Raw genomic sequence first — 22,210 nt, 5'->3', positions numbered from 1 at the left:
GGGTGACGACCATGGAGGTGCACGGGTCGTCCGGGCCGCCGGTGGTGCTCGTGCCCGGCGGGGCGGCGCCCTGCGCGGGCTTCTTCCCTGGGCTGGTCGAGGGGCTCGCGGGCGACTGTCGCGTGGTCGTGCACGACCGGCCCGGCACGGGCACGGCGGGGCCGGGTGAGCTGAAGGACGCCACGGCCCACCTGCACACGCTGGTCGGCGAGCTGGACAGGGGCCCGGCCGTCGTGGTGGGGCAGAGCCTCGGCGGGGCCGTCGCGGCGCTGTGGGCGCGTGATCACCCCGGGGACCTGGCCGGGATCGTCCTGCTCGACGCCACGCCGATCACCGATCCGCGGCTGTGCCGGATCATCGAGTGGCAGACCCGCCTGCTCGGCGGGCCCGCCCGGCTGCCGGGCCTGGGGCCGTTGCTGGACAAGGGCTTCGCCGCCGCGGGGCGGCGTGCGGTGCTGAAGGCGCCGCTGCCCGCGCAGAGCGTCCCGGCGATCGACACCCTGTTCGACGGCGGCCTCGGGAGGCTCGCCGCGGCGGTCCGCGGGCTCGCCGCCCTGTCCGACGGGTTCCGGACGGCCGACCTGCCGCTGCTGCCGTCCGCGGTCGTCTCGGCGGACCGGGCGCGGCCGGGCGCGATGGGCCGCTCGCACGAGGCGCTGGCCACGGCGCTGGGCGCCACCGTGACCACCTGGCCCGGAGCCACGCACACCGTGCACCTCGACCATCCGGACGAGGTGCTGGCCCTCGTCCGGGACGTGGTCAGGCGAGCCCACCCCGCTTGACCAGCTGCGCGGCGATGACGTTGCGCTGGATCTCGTTGGTGCCCTCGCCCACGATCATCAGCGGGGCGTCCCGGAAGTAGCGCTCGACGTCGAACTCGGTGGAGTAGCCGTAGCCGCCGTGGATGCGCACGGCGTTGAGCGCCACCTCCATCGCGATCTCGGAGGTGAACAGCTTCGCCATGCCCGCCTCCATGTCGCAGCGCTCGCCCGCGTCGAACTTCTCGGCGGCGAACAGGATCAGCTGGCGGGCGGCGGTGAGCTTGGTGCCCATCTCCGCGAGGTAGTTCCCGATCGACTGGTGCTGCCAGATCGGCTTGCCGAAGGACTCGCGCTCCTGGCTGTAGCGCAGCGCGTCGTCGAACGCGGCCTGCCCGACGCCGAGGGCGCGCGCGGCGACCTGGATCCGCCCGGTCTCCAGGCCCTTCATCATCTGCGCGAAGCCCCGGCCCGGCTCGCCGCCGAGCACCGCGGACGCCGGGACGTGCATGTCGTCGAACACCAGCTCGCAGGTCTCGACGCCCTTGTACCCCAGCTTCTTGAGGTCCCGGGACACGGTCAGCCCGGGACCGTGCTCGACGAGCAGCACCGAGATGCCCTTGTGCTTGGGCTCGGCCTTGGGATCGGTCTTGCAGAGCAGCGCGATCAACCCCGAGCGGCGGGCGTTGGAGATCCACGTCTTGGCGCCGTTGATCACGTACTCGTCGCCGACGCGCGCGGCGTGGGTGGTCATCGCCTGCAGGTCCGAGCCGCCACCCGGCTCGGTGAGCGCCATCGTCGCGCGCAGCTCACCGGTCGCCATCCGCGGCAGGTAGCGGTCCTGCTGCTCCCGCGTACCGAAGGACTGCAGCAGCTTCGCCACGACGGTGTGCCCGCCCATCGCGCCGGCCAGGGACATCCACCCGCGCGCCAGCTCGGCGGTGACCAGCGCGTAGCAGGGCATCGAGACCGGGGCCTCGCCCCACGGCTCCGGGATCGCGAGCCCGTAGATCCCGAGCTCCTTCATCTGCTCGATGAGCTTCTCCGGGTACTCGTCCGCGTGCTCGAGGTCGGCGACGACCGGCTTGACCTCGCGGTCGACCCACTCCCGGACCGTCGCGACGACTGCCCGCTCCTCGGTGCTCAGCATTGTTCCATCATGAGCCCGCATGGCCGCCGCCGTACAATGCCGACTCCTGATGGGGTCATGAGGGAGTGGCATGGAGGTCCGGCAGCTGCGGGCGGTCGTGGCCGTCGCGGACACCGGCAGCGTCACCCGCGCCGCGGTGTTGCTGCACCTCGTGCAGCCCGCGGTGACCCGTCAGGTGCACGCGCTGGAGGAGGAGCTCGGGGTGGAGCTGTTCGTACGCAGCCGCACGGGCATGCGTCCGACGGAGGCCGGACTGGCGTTCGTGGAGCGCGCCCGGCGGGCGTTGACCGAGCTGGACCGCGCGCGGGCCGAGGTGCAGCCCAGCCCCGAGGTGGGCGGCAGCGTGGCGGTGGGGCTGCTCGACAGCCTCACCGAGGCCGTCGCCGTCGGGTTGGTGGCGCGGGTCCGGCGGGACTACCCCGGCATCCGGCTGCGGCTGATGACCGGCTACTCGGGGCACCTGCAGGAGTGGCTCGAGTCCGGCACGGTCGAGATCGCGCTGCTCTACGACGTCACGACCTCGTCCTCGGTGGCGGTGCGGCCGCTGTTCGAGGAGTCGCTCTGGGCGGTCGCGCCGCCGGGGGACTGGCCGGGCGGGCCGGTGGCGCTGACCGACCTGGCCGCACACCCCGTCGTCATGCCCGCGCCGCCGCACGGCCTGCGCACCCTGCTCGACGGGGCGTGCGCCCGCGCCGGCGTCGAGCTGGACGGGATCGTCGAGGTCAACACCATGATCACGCAGAAGCGGCTGGCCGCGGCCGGGGTGGGCTGGACCGTGCTCCCCGCGGTGGCGGTGGAGGCGGACGTCGCGGCCGGGGTCTTCTCCGGCGGCCCGCTTCCGGTGACCCGCTCGGTCGTCCTGGCCCGCTCGGCGGGGCGCCGCCCGTCGCCCGCGATGGAGGTCGTGTCGCGCGAGCTCGAGCGGGGCGTGAGCCACGCCGCCTTTTCTTCGCCGCCGCGCCGGTATAAGGATTAAGGCAGTCGTATGCGAGGGAGCGGACATGGCCGGGGTTCAGGACAGGGTCGTCGTGGTGACCGGGGCGGGCGGCGGGCTCGGGCGCGAGTACTCGCTGCTCCTGGCGCGTGAGGGTGCACAGGTCGTGGTCAACGACCTCGGCGGTTCCCGGGACGGGTCCGGGAGCGACGGGTCGGCGGCCGACAAGGTCGTCGGGGAGATCATCGAGGCGGGCGGCCGGGCCGTCGCCAACCACGACAGCGTGGCCACGGCCGAGGGCGGCGCGGCCATCGTGGCGACCGCGCTCGAGGCGTTCGGCCGGATCGACGGCGTGGTGGCGAACGCGGGCATCCTGCGGGACCGCACGTTCGTCAAGATGACCGACGACGACTGGGACGCGGTCCTCAAGGTGCACCTCTACGGCGCCTACAACGTGATCCACAGCGCGTGGCCGCACTTCCGGGAGCAGGGCCACGGCCGGATCGTGGTGGCCACCTCGACCACCGGGCTCTACGGCAACTTCGGCCAGGCCAACTACGGCGCGGCCAAGCTCGGCCTGGTCGGGCTGATCAACACCCTCGCCAAGGAGGGCGCGAAGTACGACATCAAGGCGAACGCCGTGGCCCCCGTCGCCGCCACCCGGATGACCACGGACATCATGCCGCAGGAGGTCCTGGACAAGCTCCCGCCGGACTTCGTCGCGCCGCTGATCGGGCTCCTCTGCGGTGACGAGCTCGAGGAGAACGGCGCCACCTTCGTCGCCGGGTTCGGTCGCTACCACCGCGTGGAGCTGTTCCACGCCGCGGGCGCCACGTTCGAGAAGACCCCGACGGTGGCCGAGCTGGCCGCGCAGTGGTCCTCGGTCGTCGACCTGTCCTCGCCGCAGCCGGGGACGGGTCTCGCGCTCTAACCTGGGGGCGTGCAGCGTCCTGGAGTACTGAGGTGGGTCTGGTACGCCTGCGGTGGCAGGCTGCCCGCCCGGTACGCCGACTGGGTGCTGCACGACGCCACGTGCTCCACCTGGGTCGTCCGGCACCTGGCGCGCACCGTCGTGCCCCTGGTGATCGTCTCGGTGCCGATCGTGCTGCTGGTGCCCGGGCCGTTGTGGGTGCGGCTGTGCGGGCTGCTGCTCGGCTGGTTGGTCTCCGCCCAGTTCGCGATCTTCCTGCTGCACGACGCGGTGGACCACCGGGTCCGCCGCGCGGGCTACCCGCCCGGCTACGCGCAGGCCGTCCGGGACGTGACGGCCCGCGCGGAGCGCGAGGCGCGCCGTGCGGCCTACCGCAGGCGCTACGGGTAGTACGCGCTGCGCGTCGTCAGTTCGGCGGGAAGGGCGGGATCCCGGGGATCGCGTTCGGGGCGCTGAACCCACCCACCGGCTGACACAGCCCGGCGGGCACCGGGTTGCTGAACTGGCCGACCGCGAGGCCCGAGTTGGCCACCGGGTTGCTCTTGCAGATCACCACCGACGGTGGGCTGTAGTTCGCGAGCGCGGGCGCGGCGCCGCCCGCCCACACCAGGACGCCGCTGCCGAGGACGATGAGCGCGGTGCGCAGGACGGTGCGGGACTGCGTGGTCATCAGGAGATCTCCTTGTGGGTCGGGTGGGGCTCGTCGGTCGGGTGGGGGCTGATCAGGACGACGGCCGCGCAGGCGAGCAGCGGGACCGCCGGGATGTGCCAGAGGAAGTCGAGGGCGCTCTGCACGGCGAGCGCAGCGAGGATCGCGAGGCCCGCCGCGGAGCGGTGCCCGAACGCGAGCGCGGCGGCCGCGGCCAGGACGAGGGCGAGCCCGACCAGCCCGGTCTCCGTCGCGACCTGCAGGTACTCGAGGTGGGTGAACCAGGCGTGCACCCGGTTGCCCGCCTGGTCGACGTAGGTCAGGTCGAGCCTGCCCGGTCCGATCCCCGTGACGGGTGCGGTCCGGAACTGCTCGAGGGTCACCCGCGCCAGGTCGACCCGGGCCGAGGAGTCGCCGTTGAGCCGGGTGTCGGCGAGGGCGACGACCGCGGTGTCCACCGGCGGGCTGCCCCACGGACCGACGACCAGCCCGGTCACGGCCAGCACCGGGACCGCGGCGATCGCGGCCCGCCGCGGGGTCCCGCGCAGGAGCAGCGCGGCACCCGCGGCCAGGCCCGCGGCGGCGAGCAGGGGCTGCGGCGTGGCTCCCTCCGGCAGCGACGGCAGCAGCCCGACGAAGCCCAGACCTGCGGCGAAGGGCACCGGCGCGAGGGAGCGCAGGCGGGTGCGCCCGGCCGGGGTACAGGCGAGGACGGCGAGCCCGACGGCGAGGGCGAGCGCCCCGCCGCGGCTCAGGGTCGCGGCCAGCCCGAGGAGCAGCACCGCGACGAGCAGCCGCCGGTGCCGCCGGTCCTCGACCCGGGTCACGGCCACGATCAGAACGGTCACCAGGACCGCGGCCGCGGCGTTGGCGTAGGTCAGGGTCGAGGAGGCCCGCCACAGGCCGACGCCCGGGATCGACAGCGGCGCCAGGTGCAGCGCGGTCCCGATCCAGCCCGCGGCCGCGACGACCACGCCGAGGGTGAGCACCACCCCGCGCAGGAGGTCCCGGGCGGCGGGCCCGAGCCCGGCCGTGGTGACGATCGCGATCGCGAGCACCCCCGCGACCGCCGCCGTGGGCAGGCCGAGGAGCGCGTCCCCGGACGCCGCGGCCCGAGCGAGCGCCCACGCGGCGAACGCACCCAGCAGTCCGGCCGCGAGGAGCGGGCCGCGCGCTACCGGTGTCCGGGTGCGTTCGCGGAACGCGCTGCACCCCGCGGCGACGACGAGGACGGCGCAGAGCAGGAACGGGCCCGGATGGAACGCGCCCTGGCCGAGGACGGCGACCGCGAGCGCCGCGCCGAGCACCGTGGCGGTGGTCCGGTGTCCTGATCCTGCGGTGGCGCGGATCGGCGCCTCAGTGATGAGCATGATGTGTACCCCCGTGACGGAGGGTGCACCTGTGGCGCGTGGTTCGGGAGACCGATCACCTGTTCCGGCGACCTCACGAACGGGTGGTTCGCGGTGATCATGAACACTGCGTGAGCGACACGTGCGAGCCGGCCGCCGGCCGTGAGCAGACAGTCACCGGCGTGGGCCCGCCCGCAGAAGGGAGACTCGCGTGTCCCGAACCGGGGACTCGCGGGGCATTCCCCGCGAGTCCCCGGGTTCCGACACGCGAGTCGGACACCGGGTGGGATCAGACCCGGATCCAGGCCGCGGTGTCCCGGGGGAGCTCGCCCGCGTCCGTCAGCGGGGCGCTGGTCAGGACCACCTCGGCTCCCTCGGGGAGGGCGAAGGGCTCCGCGTCGATGTTCAGGAGCAGGGCGAAACCGGGGTCGCGGACGAAGCCCAGCGCACCCGGCGAGACGTCCAGCCAGGTCAGCGGCCCGTCACCGAGCGCGGGCTCGGCGCGGCGGATCCGCAGCGCCGTGCGGTACAGGTTCAGCATCGAGTCGGGGTCCTTGTCCTCCCGCTCGGCGGTGAACCGCACGAACCAGTCCGGCTGCGGGAGCCACGGCTGCCCCTCGCCGGGGCCGAAGCCGAACGGCGCGGAGTCGCCCGACCACGGGATCGGGACCCGGCAGCCGTCCCGGCCGCGCTCGGTGTGGCCGGAGCGACGCCAGGTGGGGTCGTCGAGCACGGCTTCGGGGAGGTCCTCGACCTCGGGCAGGCCCAGCTCGTCGCCCTGGTAGACGTAGGCGCCGCCGGGCAGCGCGAGGATCAGCAGGGCCGCCGCGCGGGCACGCCGCAGGCCCAGCTCGAGATCGGCGGGCACCCCGAGCAGCGAGTCCAGCGACGTCCCGATCTCCGCCCCCGGGTCCCGGGCCAGCCGCGACATGTGCCGCGCCACGTCGTGGTTGGACAGCACCCAGGTCGCGGGCGCCCCGACGACGGCGTGCTCGCGCAGCGTCCGCTCCACCGACTCGCGGAGCGCGGGCGCCCGCCACGGCGCCTTCAGGAAGTCGAAGTTGAACGCCGTGTGCAGCTCGTCCGCGCGCAGGTAGCGGGCGAAGCGGTCCGCCTCGGGCACCCACGCCTCGGCCACGAACACCTTCGGCGGGTCGTAGGAGTCCGCGATCCGGCGCCAGTCCTGGTAGATCTCGTGCACCTCGTCCCGGTCCCAGTGCGGGTGCGGGCCGGGATCGTGGTGGCCCTTGTCCCCGACGTCCGGCAGGCCCTGCTCCTTGATCAACGAGTTGGCGACGTCGATCCGGAACCCGTCGACCCCGCGGTCGAACCAGAACCGCAGGGTCTGCTCGAAGTCGGCGCGGACCTCCGGGTTCTCCCAGTTCAGGTCCGGCTGCTCGACGTCGAACAGGTGCAGGTACCACTGCCCGTCCGGCACCTGGGTCCAGGCGCTGCCGCCGAACATGGCCTTCCAGTCGTTCGGCTCGTCGCGGAAGAGGTAGCGCTCGCGGGCCGCCGAGCCCGGGCCCGCGGCGAGGGCTTCCTGGAACCACGCGTGCTGCGACGACGTGTGGTTGGGGACGATGTCGAGGATGACCCGCATGCCACGCTCGTGCGCCTCACGGACCAGCGCCTCCGCGTCGGACAGCGTGCCGAACCGCGGCTCGATCGCGCGGTAGTCCGCGACGTCGTACCCGGCGTCGGCCAGCGGGGAGGGGTACCACGGGTTGATCCACAGGGCGTCCACGCCCAGGTCGGCGAGGTGGTCCAGGCGACTGCGGAGCCCGGCGATGTCGCCGATCCCGTCCCCGTCGCCGTCCGCGAAACTGCGGATGTAGACCTGGTAGATCACCGCGCTCCGCCACCAGTCGGACTCTCGCACCCTGACCCTCCTCCACGTGTTGCAGGTGTTGTTCCATACTGTTCCACATGGGGGAGAAGCCCACGATCCGGGACGTCGCGCGGCGCGCGGGCGTGGCCCCCTCGACCGTGTCCCGGGCCCTGTCCGGCACCTCCTACGTGGCTCCGGAGACGGACGAGCGGGTCCGGCGGGCGGCCGCGGAGCTCGCCTACCCCCGACCCGTGCGGCGGCCGCGGGGTGCGCAGACCGTCGCCGCGCTCGCGCGGTTCCCCTCGGCCTGGTTCTTCGCCGAGGCCGTCGGCGGGATCGAGCGGACGCTGCGGGCGGGCGGCTATCACGTCCTGCTGCACAACGTCGGGGACCCGGCCGCCCGCGCCGCCCTCCCGGACGAGCGGTGGGGCCTGGCCGGGCTGATCGTCGTGGCGTCGTCGTTCACCCCCGCCGAGCAGGCGCGCCTGGAGGAGCTGGCGGTGCCCGTCGCCGTGGTGGGCGGGAGCTGGGCGGGCGTGCCGCGGGTCGGGATCGACGACCGGGCGGGCGCGGTGGCCGCGGTGCGGCACCTGGTCGCGCTGGGGCACCGGGAGATCGCGCTGCTGGCCTTCGACCCGGACGACTTCGTCGGGCGGGCCACCGCCGAGGCCCGGCGGCTCGGCTACCTCGACGCGCTCGCCGAGGCGGGTCTGGAGCCGAACCCGGACTGGGTCGTCGCGACGGGACACGACGCGCCCGCGGGCGCGCGCGCCGTCGAACGGCTGCTGAGCGGGCCCCGGCTGCCGACCGCCCTGTTCGCCATGTCCGACGAGATGGCGCTCGGCGCCCTGCGCACCCTGCGCCGCGCCGGGATCGACGTCCCGGGCCGGGTGTCCGTCATCGGGTTCGACGACCAGGCGGTCGCCGAGTACGCCGACCTCACGACCATTGCGCAGCCGGCCCGTGAGCAGGGCGAACGCGCCGCGGCCCTGCTACTGGAGTCGCTGGCGGGTGTGCTCGACGGGATCCCGGACGTCGATCTCCCCACCCGGCTCGTCGTCCGCGGCACCACCGGCCCGCCCGCGGTCTGATCCACGCGCCCTGCCCGGTTCGGCTCGGCCCGACGTCGACCAGCCCGCCAGCCATGATCCACTCGTCGGGAGCCGGGCGGACGAATACCGACCGATACCCTCCCCATGGGTGGATCATGAGCGCGAGACGGGCCGGGGCACCGTGCCGGCCCGCCGTCGGCGACACCGGGCACGGGGCCGGACCTGGGACCGGCCCGACCGGCACGACCCGCCCGACCGGCCCGACTCGCACCTGGCCCCGCTCGACCCGCCACCCAGTCCATGATCCACAGCCCGGGAGCTGCGCGGTCGAATCCCGACCGCTCTCCTCCCCACGGGTGGATCATGGTGTGGGGAGGGCGGCGGAATCGTCACCGGAAAGTGTCGGTGGCCTGTGCTGCACTGGTGGCGGAGGTGGTCGGAATGCAGGTGCACGGCCACGCCCGCGGCCCCGGGGAGGTCTCGTGGCACCTTCGGCGCCCGCACGGGCCGGGGCCGGGGCAGCTGCCGCTCTGGGTCGAGGTCCCGCGGCAGCCCGGCCCACCCGCGTGAGGGCGCCTCCGCCGCCCGTGCGCGGTAAGTGGTGCTCTGGCACCACTTACCGCGCACGAGTGGCGGAGCCGCCCAACAGGTCCGCGAGGAAGTCGGCGATCACCCGCTGCTCCTGCGGGCTGCGTCGGTCCAGGAGGTCTCGGGTGGCCCGGTCGTAGGCGGCGTACTGCGGGCTGAGTCGCTGCTCGGCGGCGCGGCGGTCCGGGGTCACGATCACCTTCCGGCGGTCGCCCGGGTCGCGGTCGCGGCGCACGAAGCCCGCCTTCTCGAGGCGGTCGACCACGCCCGTGACCGTGCCCGAGGTCAGCCCGGTCAGCTCGGCGAGCCTGCCGGGGGAGAGCGGGCCGTGCACGTCGAGCAGCGTCATGAACTGGGAGTCCGTGGGGCCGAGCCCGACCTGCTGGGACACCGCGTGGTTGTGCAGCACGACGCTCGCGATGAACCGCACCAGCAAGCCCATGATCTCGTCCTGAACGTCCACGTCTCTCCTTGACAAGTATCTCGCTCTGCCAAGATACTCGGCGAAACGAGATACTTGGCGACCCGAGTGAGGATACGAGATGACGACGGCGTTGGTGATCGGCGCGGGAGTGGCGGGCCCGGTGCTCGCGATGGCGCTGCAGAAGGCGGGCCTGCACGCGGAGCTGTACGAGGCGGACACCGAGACCGCGGACCACCGCGGGGCGTGGCTGACCCTGCAGGTCAACGGCATCACGGCGTTGCGGGCGATCGACGCCCACCCGGTCGTCGAGCGGGTCGGGTTCCCGTCGCGTCGGATGCGCTTCTTCTCCGGGACCGGTCGCGAGCTCGGCGAGCTGAGCCTGGGCGCGCCGCTGGAGGACGGGACGGTGGGGCGGTTGATGGCGCGGTCGGACCTCTACCGCGCGCTGCGGGACGAGGCGGTCGCCCGCGGCGCGGAGATCCGGCTCGGCAGCCGGCTGGTGGGGGCGCGCCGGGTCGGTGACCGGGTCCGGGCCGAGTTCGCCGACGGTGGCACGGCCGAGGGCGACCTGCTGATCGGCTGCGACGGGATCCGCTCCCGGGTCCGCACGCTGATCGACCCCGCGGCCCCGCCGGTGCGCTACACCCCGGTGCTGAACGTCGGCGGGTTCGTTCCCCGGTTCGCGCTGGACACGCCGTCGGACGAGTTCCAGATGATGTTCGGCAAGCGCTGCTTCTTCGGCTGGTCGGCCACCCCCGACGGCGGCGTGGCGTGGTTCGCCAACCCGCCGCGGCGAGACGAGCCGGGTCCCGGGGTCCTGTCGGCGATGACGGACGCCGACTGGCGGACCTGGCTGCTGGACCTCCTGTCGGTCGACCGGTCACCCGCCTGCGACATCGTCCGTGCCGCACCCGGTCCGCTGGTCGGCTGGGCGACCTACGACGTCCCGCGCGTCCCGGTCTGGCACCGGGACCGGATGATCGTGATCGGCGACGCGGCCCACGCGACCTCGCCGTCGGCGGGGCAGGGTGCGTCGATGGCCATCGAGGACGCCGTGATCCTGGCCCGCTGCCTGCGCGACCTCCCCGTGGACCGGGCGTTCGGCGCGTTCGAGGCGCTGCGTCGCGAGCGGGTGGAGGCGGTCGTCGCGGCCGGGAGGCGGGCGAGCTCCCAGAAGGCGGCCGGCCCCGTCGGGCGGGTGGTGCGGGACGCGATGATGCCGATGCTGCTGCGGTGGGTGAGCAGGCGCGGCGGGGCCTCGCCGGAGTGGCTGCTGCGACACCCGATCACCTGGGACGAGCCGACCCACGTCTGAAAGATTCGTGCACACGGTTGTAACCGGACAAACGTTGCACAACCGTACGATCGGCGCGCTCCCGGCCCCCATGGAGGTTTCGTGCCGCCCGAAGTCGAGTCCGCCGTCGAGACCATGACCGCGGTGAACAACGAGTTCTTCTACTGGATGTCCATCGCCCTGATGATCCTGATCCACGCGGGCTTCCTCGCGTACGAGTCGGGGGCGTCGCGGTCGAAGAACGTCCTGGCCACCGCGATCAAGAACCTGCTGGCCTTCGCCGTCGTGGTCGCGTCCTTCTACTTCGTCGGCTGGTTCCTCTACAACGCCATGCCGAGCGGCTGGTTCGCGATGAGTGACGCCGCGGTCGCCGCGCTCCCGTGGAGCGACAACATGGGGCCGAACATCGAGGACCCGGCCAGCGGCATCTTCTGGGGCGCCTTCGCCCTCTTCGCCGCGACCACCGGCTCGATCATGTCCGGCGCGGTGCTGGAGCGGATCCGCACCAGCGCGTTCCTCATCCTGGCCACGGTGCTCGGCTCGGTCGTGTGGATCATCGGCGCGGCCTGGGGCTGGCACCCGTCGGGATGGATGCTCACCCAGCTCGGCCTGCACGACGTCGGCGCCGCGGGCTGCGTCCACCTCATCGCGGGGACCTTCACCCTCGGCGTCCTGCTGAACCTCGGCCCGCGCCTGGGCAAGTACGCGCCGGACGGCACGGTCCGCGACATCCGCCCGCACAACCTGCCGATGACCATGCTGGGCCTGATGCTGATCTTCGTCGGGTTCTTCGGCTTCCTGATGGGCTGCGTGATCTACACCGGCGAGGGCTTCGAGACGATCTACGGCAGCCCGACCACGCTGTCCGCCTTCGCCTTCAACACCCTGATGGGTCTCGCGGGCGGCATCATCGGCGCCTACCTCACCTCACGCGGCGAGCCGTTCTGGACGATCTCCGGCGGGCTGGCGGGCGTGATCTCCGTGGCCTCCGGGATGGACCTCTACCACCCGGCGCTCGGGTTCCTCATCGCGCTCGCGGGCGGTGCGCTGGTGCCGATGATCGGCATGCTGCTGGACCGCTACAAGATCGACGACGTCGTCGGCGCCGTCGCCGTGCACGGCGGCGCGGGCGCGTTCTCGCTGATCATGGCGGGGATCTTCCTCGGCGGGTACCCGAACACCGACGGGAACCCGTCGATCTCGCTGTGGGGTCAGCTCGTCGCGCTGGTCGTGTTCGCGGCGCTCGGCTTCGTCCCCGGCTACGGCCTGTCCTGGATCCTGAAGAAGGCCCAGTCCCTGCGCACCCCGCCCGCGGTCGAGGCGGCGGGCCTCGACCTGTCCGAGGTGCCCGCCACCCCGTACCCCGAGGGCACGCCCGTCACCGTCATGCGGAACGGTCACGTCGAGGAGCTGAAGGTATGAGCGAGCTCGCGAGCGAATCGATGACACAGCGCCCGGGCGAAGCGCCGAGCCCGCGCAGCGGGGGAGAGCGATGAGTCCGATCGAGACCTACGACGGCGCGTCCGTCGTCTTCACCTTCGGCGGCTTCTCGGTCGGGGTGTGGGTCTGCTTCGTCCTCGCGGTCGCCCTGTTCGTCGGCTTCCTCGTGCGGGTGGTGCAGCACGAGAACCGGGCCTACGCCGCGATGGCCGCCCACGAGCCGGTGGAGGCGGGCCCGCCCGTCGAGGCCGAACCCGCCACCTGGCCCCGTGAGTGGCGATAGTCGCTCTGGCGACTATCGCCGCTCACAGGGGGACGCGGCGCAGGAGCTGTGCGTTGGCGGCGACCACGATCGTCGAGACGCTCATCAGGACCGCGCCGACCGCGGGCGGCAGCACGAACCCGACGCCGGCCAGGACGCCCGCCGCCAGCGGGACGCTGAGCAGGTTGTAGCCCGCGGCCCACCACAGGTTCTGCAGCATCTTCCGGTACCCCGCGCGGGACAGGGTGATCACCGAGAGGACGGCGCGCGGGTCGTCCGAGGCCAGGACGACGCCTGCGGACTCGACCGCCACGTCCGTGCCGGCCCCGATCGCGATCCCGACGTCCGCGCGGGCGAGGGCGGGGGCGTCGTTCACGCCGTCCCCGACCATCGCCACGGTGTGCCCGCGGGCCTGCAGGTCGGCGACCGCGGAGTCCTTGTCCTCGGGCAGCACCTCCGCGATCACCTCGTCCACCCCGACCTGGGCGCCGACGGCCTCGGCGACGGGGCGGGCGTCGCCGGTGAGCAGCACCGTGCGCACGTGTCGTGCGCGCAGTGCGGCCACGGCGTCCCGCGACTCCGGGCGCACGGCGTCGGCCAGCGCGAGGGCACCGACGACGAGGCCGTCCCGCAGCACGTACAGCACGGTGCTGCCCTGCGCCGACCACGGTCCGGCCTGCGCGGCGATCTCGTCGGGCACCGTGGCGCCGAGCTCGCGGACGAGCCCCGGCCCGCCGACCGCGATCTCGGCGCCGTCGACGGAGGCGCGCACGCCGCGTCCGGTGAGCGAGCGGAAGCCCGTGGCCCGCCGGACGGACGGTGCCGCGGCGACGATCGCGCGGGCCAGGGGGTGTTCGCTGTCCTGCTCGGCGGCCGCGGCCAGCTCCACCGTCTCCGGGGCGCCGACCGTGCCGACGACCTGCGGCTTCCCGGTGGTGAGGGTGCCGGTCTTGTCGAACAGCACCGCGTCCACGGTGCGCATGCGCTCCAGGGCGAGGCGGTCCTTCACCAGGATCCCCGCCCGGGCGGCGCGCGCGGTCGAGATCGCGATGACCAGCGGGATCGCCAGGCCGAGGGCGTGCGGGCAGGAGATGACCAGCACCGTGACGGTGCGTTCGACGGCCTCCGAGAGCGTCCCGATCAGCGACCACACCACGAACGTCACCACGCCGACGCCGAGCGCGAACCAGAACAGCAGCGCCGCGGCCCGGTCGGCGAGGGCCTGGGCCCGGGAACGGGAGGTCTGGGCCTCGGCGACCAGCCGCTGGATCCCGGCCAGCGCGGTGTCGGAGCCCACCCGGTCCACCCGCACGCGGATCGCCGAGTCGGTGGCCACGGTGCCCGCGACGACGCGGTCCCCGACGCGCCGGGTGACCGCACGGGACTCACCGGTGATCATCGACTCGTCGACGGCCGCCTCCCCGTCGACGACCACGCCGTCTGCGGGGACCCGGCCGCCGGAGCGGACCAGCACGACGTCCTCCGGGTGCAGGTCGGCGAGCGGCACCAGCGTGCCGTCCTCGCGTTCGGCCTGGTCGGGGAGCAGGGCGGCGAGGGCGTCGAGCGCACCGGAGGCCTGGCCGAGCGCGCGCATCTCCAGCCAGTGGCCCAGCAGCATGATCACGACGAGGAGGGCGAGCTCCCACCAGAAGTCCAGCATCAGCAGGCCCGCGGTGGTGAGCGCGCTCGCCACGAACGCGACCGTGATCGCGAGCGCGACCAGCAACATCATCCCCGGTTGCCGGGCCTTCACCTCCGACCAGGCGCCGGTGAGGAACGGCGCGCCGCCCCAGAGGTAGATGACCGTGCCGAGCAGCGGCGAGATCCACGCGGTGCCGGACGGCAGCGAGTAGCCGAGGAGGTCGGCGAACATCGGGCTGAACGCCACGACCGGCAACGCGAGCAGCAGCGTCCACCAGAAGCGGGTGCGGAACATGGCGGCGTGGTCCCCGTGGCCCGAGTGGCCCGAGTGGCCCGAGTGACCGGCGTGCTCGCCGTGCCCCGCGTGCTCGCCGTGCTCGTGAGCTGCGTGCTCGTGTGTCTGCTCCGCGTTCATGCACGCAGCAACACTGATACCCCCCAAGGGTATTCCCGCCGAATCGCAACCCCGTCGAAACCGGCGCTGCGCCAGACTGGGCCCATGACCCGGCGCCGGGCCGCGCTCGGCGGCCGCACGTACGAGTTCGCGGACTTGGCGGCCCTGCTCGCGGCGGCGACCCCGGAACGCTCCGGGGACGTGCTCGCCGGGGTGGCGGCCGAGTCGGAGCAGGAGCGGGTGGCCGCGCAGGGGCTGCTCGCGGACCTGCCGCTGCGCACGTTCCTCGACGAGCACGTGGTCCCGTACGAGACCGACGAGGTCACCCGGCTGATCGTCGACACCCACGACGCGGAGGCGTTCGCGCCGGTCGCGGGCCTGACCGTGGGCGCCTTCCGGGACCACCTCCTGCACCCGCGCACCGACACCACCGCGCTGCGGGCGGGCCTCACGCCGGAGATGGTCGCCGCCGTCTCGAAGCTGATGCGCGTGCAGGACCTGATCGCCGTGGCCCGCCGGACCCCGGTGACCAGCGCCTTCCGCTCGACCATCGGCGTGGCGGGCACCCTGGCCGCCCGGCTGCAGCCCAACCACCCGACCGACGATCCCGTCGGCGTCACCGCATCCATCGTGGACGGTCTGCTGCTCGGCTGCGGGGACGCGGTCATCGGCATCAACCCGGCGACGGACTCCCCGCGGCGCACCACCGACCTGCTGCGCCTGATCGACGACATCCGGGAGCGCTACGCGATCCCCACCCAGTCCTGCGTGCTCGCGCACGTCACGACGTCGATCGAGATCATGGAGCGGGGTGCGCCCGTCGACCTGGTGTTCCAGTCCATCGCGGGCACCGAGGCGGCCAACACCGGGTTCGGCGTCACGCTGGCCCTGCTGCGGGAGGCGCACGAGGCGGCCCTGGCGCTGGAGCGGGGCACGGTCGGCACCGACTGCATGTACTTCGAGACCGGCCAGGGCGCGGCCCTGTCGGCGGATGCGCACCACGGCGTGGACCAGCAGACCCTCGAGGCGCGGGCGTACGGCGTGGCGCGGGCCTTCGACCCGTTGCTGGTCAACACCGTCGTCGGGTTCATCGGGCCGGAGTACCTGTACGACGGCAAACAGATCGTGCGGGCCGGGCTGGAGGACCACTTCTGCGGGCGGCTGCTCGGCGTCCCGATGGGCGTGGACGTCTGCTACACCAACCATGCCGAAGCGGACGCGGACGACACCGACACCCTGTTGACCCTGCTCGGGGTGGCCGGGTGCGGCTTCGTGATCTGCGTGCCCGGCGGGGACGACGTGATGCTGCACTACCAGTCGCTGTCCTTCCATGATGCGCTGTACGCACGACAGGTGCTGGGGCTCGGCCCGGCGCCGGAGTTCGCGGCGTGGCTGGAGGGGATGGGGTTGATGACGGCGGACGGTCGGATCACCGAGCTCGAGCCCGGATCGGCCACACTGCAGCAGCTCACCGGGGGTGTGGCATGAGCGATCGGGAGTCGGTCTGGGCGCGGCGGGCCGCGGAGGCGACGGGCTCGCGGCCGGTCACCGGCCGGTCGGTGGGGGGCGGTGTGCTCGCCGACATCGACGCCCTGCTGGCCGAGGAGGAGCAGGCGGACTCCCCGAAGGACGAGGACGAACCGCCGCGGTGAGCGACGCCTTCGACCGGCTCCGCGCCGCCACCCGTGCGCGGGTGGCGCTCGGCCGCGCCGGGGACGCCCTGCCGACCGCCGAGCTCCTGGAGCTGCGGGCCGCACACGCCGCCGCGCGCGACGCGGTGCACGCACCGCTGGACGCCGAGGCGCTGGCGGGCGAGATCCGCGCGCTCGGGCACGAGGTGGTGCGCGTGCACAGCGCGGCCGCGGACCGCGCCGAGTACCTGCAACGACCCGACCTGGGCAGACGGCTCGCGTCACACGAGCTGGAGGCCGGGGAGCACGACGTCGCGTTCGTCGTGGCGGACGGGCTGTCCCCGCTGGCGGTCCACACCCACGCCGTGCCGATGCTGCGCGCCGCCCTCGCCCGGCTGGACGGCTGGCGGGTGGCGCCGATCGTGGTCGCGGAGCAGGCACGCGTGGCCCTCGGGGACGAGGTGGCGGCGGCATTGGGCGCGCGCGCCGTGGTGGTGCTCGTCGGAGAACGGCCGGGAATGAGCTCCACGGACTCGCTCGGGCTCTACCTCACCTGGGACCCGCGCCGCGGACGGCGGGACTCCGAGCGGAACTGCCTGTCGAACGTCCGGCCGCCGCACGGCACCGGCTACGACGCCGCCGCGACGACCCTCGTCATGCTGCTGGAGGAGTCCCGCAGGCTGCGGCTGTCGGGGGTCCGGCTCAAGGCGGACCCGGCCCTGGGGGCCTAGAGGCCCGAGACCTGGCAGATCGCGATGAGGCGCAGGGTGGTCCAGTCGGTGGGGCGCCAGGTCCCGTCCTGCTGCATCACGATCGACGCGCCGCTGCGGCGCTGCTCGTCCTGCAGGGAGCGGGCGTAGGCGGCGAGCCGGACGCAGGCGCTGGTCCGCGGCGGCGCGACGGTGGCGACCTGTCCGCGCCCGGCCGGGTGTGGCGACTCCCGCACGATGTCCCGCACGGCGGCGGCGTGCTGGTCGACCAGCGCGGCGAGCCCGGGCTCCACGGCCGCGGACCGCAGCCCCGGCCGCCCGACGGTGTCCATCAGCCGACGCAGCACTCGGTGGGCGGACCACTCGGCGACGGCGGCGCGCATGTCACGCAGGAGCCTCACGACACGGATCGTAAACGTGAGATCCCTGATACGGGTGAACCGTGAGCCGATCGGTATCGCGACAGCGACGTTCGGTGATCATCGGCAGCGGGCGGTGGCCCGAATGCCCCAGGGTCGTCGAGCGCGGGCACCGCGTGCCACGTCGAGGCCCTCCGCCCGCGCTGACCGCCCGCGGGATCCGGGGGACCCGCGCGTCCGGAGAGGGGTGGGGTCAGGTGGTGCGGAGGAAGTCCTCGAGGACCGCGAGCCAGCGGTCGGCGGCGTCGATGTGGGGGCCGTGGCCGGAGCCTTCGAACATCTCGACCCGCACCCGCCCGCCGCGCGCCGCGTAGTCCTCCAGGACCCGACGGATCTGGGTGACCATGGGCTGGGCGGGGAAGTCGGCGGCACCGGGCCAACCGGGGACGACGCCGGCCGCGCCGAGGACCCCGAAGTCGAGGGGCGAGGCGTCGGACACCACGAGGTCCGCGGTGCCGTGGGTCCACAGGACCGGCGGCTTGGGGTCGAGGTCCACGATGTCCGCCCAGTGGCAGTACCGGGGGGACAGGGCGTTGAGGATGCCGCGGGTGCCGGGGGCGGCGCCGGGCCAGTTCGGGGACGACGTGGCGTCTCCGGGGTAGCCGTCGGGGCCGGTCAGGGTCTTGAGGACCTCGGCGACCAGGACGTCCTCGCGGTCGCTCGGCAGCTGGTGCGTCGGCGCCCAGTACAGCGCCCGCATGACGGCGCGGATCGAGGCCGGGCTGTCGGCGGAGGTGTCGCCCGCGGCGAGCCGTTCCACGACCTCGGGGTTCGCGCCCCCGCCGCCGGAGCCCGCGAAGTCGGGGTGGACGGGGGTGCCGTCGGCGCGGACGCCCCCGTAGCCGTACGGGGACACCGGGTCCAGGAAGGTCAGGCTCGCGACCGGGTGGGCCTTCGCGAACGTCGCGATGGCCGCGCCCGCCGTGGACCAGCCCACGAGGTGCGGCGGGTCGGTGAGGTCGAGCGCGCGCAGCAGGGCGGCGAGGTCGTCCGCCCAGTCGCCGAGGCCGCGGGTGGCGTCGAGGCCCTTGGGCTCGGTGTCGCCGAAGCCGCGCATGTCCGGCGCGAGCACGCGGTACCGCTGCGCGAGCGCGGGCATCAGGTGCTCGTAGAAGCGGCCGGTGGAGAGGTTGCCGTGGAGCAGGACGAGCGTCGCGCCCGCGCCCGCCTCCAGGTAGTGCGTGCGGAGGCGGTCGGTGTCGACGGTGGCGGACCGCACCCCGGGCAGCAGTGTCATGGAGCGGATCGTGGAGGCCTCACACCGAGACGGTCAAGGGACGCTCGCGCAGCCGGTAGCGCTGCACCTTGCCGGTCGCGGTCTTCGGCAGCTCGGCGACGACCACCACCGCGCGCGGTCGCTTGAACGAGGCCAGCCCCGCACGGCAGAAGGCCACCAGCTCGTCCGGGTCGACCACCGCCCCGTCCCGCGGGACGACGTAGGCGACGGGCTTGTCCAGGCCGTCCGCGTCCGCGACCCCGACGACGACGGCCTCGGCCACCGCCGGATGCTCGAGGATCCGGGACTCGACCTCCGCGGGCGCGACCCAGATGCCGCCGACCTTGAGCACGTCGTCCGCCCGGCCGAGGCAGGTCAGGGACCCGTCGGGGTTGCGCACGTACTGGTCGCCCGTGCGCATCCACTCGCCCTGGAAGACCTGCCGGTTCACCGCCGTCCGGCACCAGTATCCGGTGCAGACGGAGTCGCCGGAGATCCACAGCATCCCGGGCTCCTCGGTCCCGGTGATCACGGTGCCGTCCGGGCGGCGGAGCTCGACCTCGTAGCCGGGCACCGGGAAGCCGCTGCTCCCGGGCACGACGGCGCCGGGCCGGTTCGAGATGAAGATGTGCAGGGCCTCGGTGGACCCGATGCCGTCGAGGATCTCGACGCCGAAGCGGTCCCGGATGCCGGTGAACATCCGGGCCGGGAGGGTCTCACCCGCCGAGACGCCGCGGCGGACCCCGGCCAGGGCGTCGTCCGGCAGGTCGGACGCGAGCAGCGGACCCCAGAAGCTGGGCACCGCGAAGAGCAGGGAGACCCCGTACCGCCGCACGCGACTGGCCAGAAGGTCAGGTGCCGGTCGGGCGGGTTCGAGCACCACGGAGGCGCCCACCGAGAGCGGGAAGAACATGCTGTTCCCGATCCCGTAGGCGAAGAAGAGCTTGGCGACGGAGAGGCAGACGTCCTCCGGGCCGATGCCGAGCACCTGCCTGCCGTAGGTCTCGCAGACGTATCGGATGTCCGCGTGCCGGTGCATGGCGCCCTTGGGCTTGCCCGTGGTGCCGGAGGTGTAGAGCCAGAGCGCGGGGGACTCGTCCCAGGTCGGGTAGGCCGGGGCCGGGTCGGCGCGCAGCGTCTCCCACTCGCTCGTCATCACGACGTGCTCGACCTCGGGCCCGACGGCGGCCCGCACGGTGTCGGCGAACTGGTCGCTCCCGAGGACCACCCGCGCCCGCGAGTCGCTGACCAGCACGGACAGCTCCGTGGCGGTGAGCATGGTGGAGCAGGGCACGGCCACCGCGCCCAGGCGCATGGTCGCGAGGATCGCGGTGAAGAGCTCCACGTCGTCCGCCATGCAGAGCAGGACGCGCTCCTCGGGGCGGACGCCGAGGCGGGCCAGGCCGCCCGCCACCCGTGCGACCTCGGCGGACAGCTCGGCGTAGGTGAGGGTTCCCCGCGGGTGGTGGACCGCGGTGCGGGCGCCGTCTCCTTCCGCCACCCGGCGTTCGGTCAAGTACTCCGCAGCGTTGAAGAGTTCAGCCATCGTGGCTCCTGTTCGGGTGAGCTAGAACTCTACAGCGAGGCTGCGTAGCGTCAACGATCCGTAGAAGATCGGTGTGCTACACAGATGATCGGGAACCGAGGAGGGTGCCTGTGACCACACCCGTCGTGGGGCTGCGGCGTGAGCGCGAGGTGCTCACCGTCGCACTGGCCACCGGACGACACGTCGTCCTGGAGGGGCCGCCGGGAACCGGGAAGTCCACGCTGCTGCGTTCCATCGCCCGCGACTCGGGCACGAGCGTGGTGTTCGTGGAGGGGAACGCCGAGCTGACCCCGGCGCGGCTGGTCGGCGCGTTCGACCCCGCCCAGGTGCTCAACGAGGGCTACCTCCCGGCGAGCTTCGTCGACGGGCCGCTGCTCACCGCCATGCGCGAGGGCGGGCTGCTGTACCTCGAGGAGCTCAACCGGGTGCCCGAGGAGACGCTGAACGTCCTGATCACGGTGCTCACCGAGGGCGAGATCGCCGTCCCGCGGCTCGGCGCGGTGACCGCGGAGCCCGGGTTCCGGCTGATCGCGGCGATGAACCCCTTCGACGCCGTCGGGACCGCGCGGGTCAGCCAGGCCATCGCGGACCGGATGTGCCGGGTCGTGCTCGGCTACCAGTCCGAGCCCGCGGAACGCGAGATCACCACGGCCGTCAGCGGGGTGAACGGCTGGGTCACCGAGCTGTCGGTCGGCCTGACGCGCGCCACCCGCGACCACCGCGACCTGCGGATGGGGTCGTCGGTGCGCGGGGCGATCGACCTCGCCCACGTGCTGACCGGGCTGGCCGAGCTCCGCGGGGAGGACAAGCCCGCCCGCGAGACGGCGCGAGACGCCGCGCACGCCGCCCTCTCCGGGCGGATCAAGGTGACCGACGGGCTGGACCGGACCCCTGAGTCGATCATCGACGAGCTGCTCGAACGGCTGTGGCCGCAGGATGCCCCGGAACCCACCTCGGACGAGCCGGAGGGCGATCCGGGAAAAGCTGATCCCCCTCCGCCGGGCGGCGGAGGGGGGCAAGCGGGCCGGGACAAGCCCAGCCGGGGGCAGCGCACGATGGGCCGCGGCGAGCTGGGGTCGCGGCACGAGCAGTTCGAGGACGTCTCGCCCGAGGTCGGGCAGCTCGACGAGCAGGCGTTCGACGCCGTGCTGGCCGAGAACCCGGACGCCGCCGCGGCGCTGCTCGCGGACCTGGCCGTGGCGACCGACGCGTCGTTGCGCGCGCAGGCCCGCAAGCTCGCCGGACGGGTGTTCCTGCAGCTCGGCAAGGTCGGTCCGGCCAAGGCGCGGGGGACGCGGCGGATCGCCCCCGCGCTCGGCGGCGACGGGGACCTCGACCTGGACCGCACGTTGGACCGGTGGCAGCCCGCCGCCTCCCGGCGCCCGCACGAGTTCGTCACGCGCCAGTGGACGGCGCACCGGCGTGCCGTGTCGCTGGTCGTGGACATCTCCGGGTCGATGCAGGGCCTCGCCGTGGCGTTGGCGGCGGTGTCCGCGGCCGGGGTGGTGCTGGCGTCGGAGGGCAAGCTGGAGCCGGGTGTGCTGGCGTTCGGCTCACAGGTCCGGATCCTCCAGCGGCAGGGGGTCCGGCGGCCGCCGGACGAGCTGGTGGGCGAGCTCGTCGCGTTGCGGGGGCACGGGACCACGGACGTGGCGGCGGCGCTGCGCGAGGCCTCGCGGCAGCTCGCGGGCACGGTCGCCGACGAGCGCACGGTCGTCCTGCTCTCGGACTGCCTGCACACCGCGGGGGAGGACCCGGCCACCGCGCTGGGCGGCATCGACCGGCTCCACGTGCTCTGCCCGCTGCCGGACGAGGAGGCCGAGCGCACGGCCCGAGCGCTCGCGGCCCGGGGCGGCGGCAGCTACCAGGAGGTCAGACGCCTGACGGACATCGCCCCGGCCCTGACCCGAATCCTCTGCTGACCCCTCCGCATTACGGAGCCACAATGCACGTTTCGGGCCGCGAAACGCGCATTGTGGCTCCATAATGCG

General features: G+C 73.7%; 21 protein-coding genes. 12 read left to right on the top strand and 9 right to left on the bottom strand.

The window, feature by feature from the left end:
• Positions 1-11: 11 nt before the first annotated feature.
• Positions 12-782: an alpha/beta fold hydrolase gene (locus L3X23_RS17625; protein ID WP_237193213.1), complete on the top strand. Its 771-nt coding sequence runs from the start codon at positions 12-14 to the stop codon at positions 780-782.
• On the opposite strand, the gene L3X23_RS17620 is transcribed toward L3X23_RS17625, so the two are convergent.
• On the bottom strand, positions 760-1,908 hold the full coding sequence (locus L3X23_RS17620) for an acyl-CoA dehydrogenase family protein (RefSeq protein WP_237193212.1): 1,149 nt from the start codon (positions 1,906-1,908) through the stop codon (positions 760-762). The genes L3X23_RS17625 and L3X23_RS17620 overlap by 23 nt on opposite strands.
• A gap of 70 nt (positions 1,909-1,978) precedes the next feature.
• Between L3X23_RS17620 and L3X23_RS17615 the strand changes: the two genes are divergently transcribed.
• The 3 genes from L3X23_RS17615 to L3X23_RS17605 are packed head-to-tail and all read left to right on the top strand — an operon-like array spanning position 1,979 to position 4,163.
• A complete protein-coding gene (locus L3X23_RS17615; protein WP_237193211.1) occupies positions 1,979-2,884 on the top strand; it encodes a LysR family transcriptional regulator in 906 nt (301 codons plus the stop codon).
• A 25-nt stretch (positions 2,885-2,909) separates the two neighbouring features.
• Positions 2,910-3,773 carry an SDR family NAD(P)-dependent oxidoreductase gene (locus L3X23_RS17610; protein ID WP_237193210.1) on the top strand — a complete coding sequence of 288 codons (864 nt, stop codon included), beginning with the start codon at positions 2,910-2,912 and terminating at the stop codon, positions 3,771-3,773.
• A 9-nt stretch (positions 3,774-3,782) separates the two neighbouring features.
• Positions 3,783-4,163: a DUF5313 family protein gene (locus L3X23_RS17605; protein ID WP_093089672.1), complete on the top strand. Its 381-nt coding sequence runs from the start codon at positions 3,783-3,785 to the stop codon at positions 4,161-4,163.
• A 16-nt stretch (positions 4,164-4,179) separates the two neighbouring features.
• On the opposite strand, the gene L3X23_RS17600 is transcribed toward L3X23_RS17605, so the two are convergent.
• The 3 genes from L3X23_RS17600 to L3X23_RS17590 all read right to left on the bottom strand — a co-directional run bounded on the left by L3X23_RS17600 (position 4,180) and on the right by L3X23_RS17590 (position 7,653).
• Positions 4,180-4,443 carry a hypothetical protein gene (locus tag L3X23_RS17600; RefSeq protein ID WP_237193209.1) on the bottom strand — a complete coding sequence of 88 codons (264 nt, stop codon included), beginning with the start codon at positions 4,441-4,443 and terminating at the stop codon, positions 4,180-4,182.
• On the bottom strand, positions 4,443-5,792 hold the full coding sequence (locus tag L3X23_RS17595; protein ID WP_237193208.1) for an O-antigen ligase family protein: 1,350 nt from the start codon (positions 5,790-5,792) through the stop codon (positions 4,443-4,445). Before L3X23_RS17595 ends, L3X23_RS17600 begins: the two co-directional genes overlap by 1 nt.
• A gap of 268 nt (positions 5,793-6,060) precedes the next feature.
• Positions 6,061-7,653 (bottom strand): alpha-amylase family glycosyl hydrolase, encoded by a 1,593-nt coding sequence (locus L3X23_RS17590; protein ID WP_237193207.1) that lies wholly within the window; start codon positions 7,651-7,653, stop codon positions 6,061-6,063.
• 47 nt (positions 7,654-7,700) lie between these two features.
• On the opposite strand from L3X23_RS17590, the gene L3X23_RS17585 reads away from it, so the two are divergent.
• Positions 7,701-8,693, top strand: a complete 993-nt coding sequence (locus tag L3X23_RS17585) for a LacI family DNA-binding transcriptional regulator (RefSeq protein ID WP_237193206.1) — start codon at positions 7,701-7,703, stop codon at positions 8,691-8,693.
• Between the two features lie 577 nt (positions 8,694-9,270).
• Here L3X23_RS17585 and L3X23_RS17580 read toward each other — a convergent pair.
• Positions 9,271-9,705, bottom strand: coding sequence for a MarR family transcriptional regulator (locus L3X23_RS17580; protein ID WP_237193205.1), 435 nt, complete (start codon positions 9,703-9,705; stop codon positions 9,271-9,273).
• Between the two features lie 79 nt (positions 9,706-9,784).
• Here L3X23_RS17580 and L3X23_RS17575 point away from each other — a divergent pair, with 79 nt between their 5' ends.
• The 3 genes from L3X23_RS17575 to L3X23_RS17565 all read left to right on the top strand — a co-directional run bounded on the left by L3X23_RS17575 (position 9,785) and on the right by L3X23_RS17565 (position 12,683).
• Positions 9,785-10,981, top strand: a complete 1,197-nt coding sequence (locus tag L3X23_RS17575) for an NAD(P)/FAD-dependent oxidoreductase (protein ID WP_237193204.1) — start codon at positions 9,785-9,787, stop codon at positions 10,979-10,981.
• 81 nt (positions 10,982-11,062) lie between these two features.
• Positions 11,063-12,382 (top strand): ammonium transporter, encoded by a 1,320-nt coding sequence (locus L3X23_RS17570; RefSeq protein ID WP_237193203.1) that lies wholly within the window; start codon positions 11,063-11,065, stop codon positions 12,380-12,382.
• 70 nt (positions 12,383-12,452) lie between these two features.
• A complete protein-coding gene (locus L3X23_RS17565) occupies positions 12,453-12,683 on the top strand; it encodes a hypothetical protein (protein WP_237193202.1) in 231 nt (76 codons plus the stop codon).
• Between the two features lie 22 nt (positions 12,684-12,705).
• On the opposite strand, the gene L3X23_RS17560 is transcribed toward L3X23_RS17565, so the two are convergent.
• A complete protein-coding gene (locus tag L3X23_RS17560) occupies positions 12,706-14,718 on the bottom strand; it encodes a copper-translocating P-type ATPase (RefSeq protein WP_237193201.1) in 2,013 nt (670 codons plus the stop codon).
• A gap of 84 nt (positions 14,719-14,802) precedes the next feature.
• Here L3X23_RS17560 and L3X23_RS17555 point away from each other — a divergent pair, with 84 nt between their 5' ends.
• Genes L3X23_RS17555 through eutC form a run of 3 tightly spaced genes read left to right on the top strand, consistent with a single transcriptional unit; the run spans position 14,803 to position 17,059 of the window.
• Positions 14,803-16,185 (top strand): ethanolamine ammonia-lyase subunit EutB, encoded by a 1,383-nt coding sequence (locus L3X23_RS17555; protein ID WP_237193200.1) that lies wholly within the window; start codon positions 14,803-14,805, stop codon positions 16,183-16,185.
• Positions 16,182-16,349: a hypothetical protein gene (locus L3X23_RS17550; protein ID WP_237193199.1), complete on the top strand. Its 168-nt coding sequence runs from the start codon at positions 16,182-16,184 to the stop codon at positions 16,347-16,349. The genes L3X23_RS17555 and L3X23_RS17550 overlap by 4 nt, the downstream gene beginning before the upstream one ends.
• A complete protein-coding gene (gene eutC / locus L3X23_RS17545; protein WP_237193198.1) occupies positions 16,346-17,059 on the top strand; it encodes an ethanolamine ammonia-lyase subunit EutC in 714 nt (237 codons plus the stop codon). Before L3X23_RS17550 ends, eutC begins: the two co-directional genes overlap by 4 nt.
• Here eutC and L3X23_RS17540 read toward each other — a convergent pair.
• The 3 genes from L3X23_RS17540 to L3X23_RS17530 all read right to left on the bottom strand — a co-directional run bounded on the left by L3X23_RS17540 (position 17,056) and on the right by L3X23_RS17530 (position 20,219).
• A complete protein-coding gene (locus L3X23_RS17540) occupies positions 17,056-17,439 on the bottom strand; it encodes a DUF6401 family natural product biosynthesis protein (protein WP_237193197.1) in 384 nt (127 codons plus the stop codon). The genes eutC and L3X23_RS17540 overlap by 4 nt on opposite strands.
• 211 nt (positions 17,440-17,650) lie before the next feature.
• Positions 17,651-18,694, bottom strand: a complete 1,044-nt coding sequence (locus L3X23_RS17535) for an alpha/beta hydrolase (RefSeq protein ID WP_237193196.1) — start codon at positions 18,692-18,694, stop codon at positions 17,651-17,653.
• Positions 18,695-18,713: 19 nt separating this feature from the next.
• Complete coding sequence (locus L3X23_RS17530) at positions 18,714-20,219, bottom strand: benzoate-CoA ligase family protein (protein ID WP_237193195.1); 1,506 nt, start codon at positions 20,217-20,219, stop codon at positions 18,714-18,716.
• Positions 20,220-20,329: 110 nt separating this feature from the next.
• Between L3X23_RS17530 and L3X23_RS17525 the strand changes: the two genes are divergently transcribed.
• Entirely contained in the window at positions 20,330-22,141 is a 1,812-nt protein-coding gene (locus tag L3X23_RS17525; RefSeq protein ID WP_237193194.1) for an AAA family ATPase, read from the top strand.
• The last annotated feature ends 69 nt before the right edge of the window (positions 22,142-22,210 follow it).

Source organism: Pseudonocardia sp. WMMC193 (assembly GCF_021728735.1).
In the GTDB taxonomy this organism is placed as follows: domain Bacteria; phylum Actinomycetota; class Actinomycetes; order Mycobacteriales; family Pseudonocardiaceae; genus Pseudonocardia; species Pseudonocardia oroxyli.
This window is presented reverse-complemented; position numbering and strand designations above follow the sequence as displayed.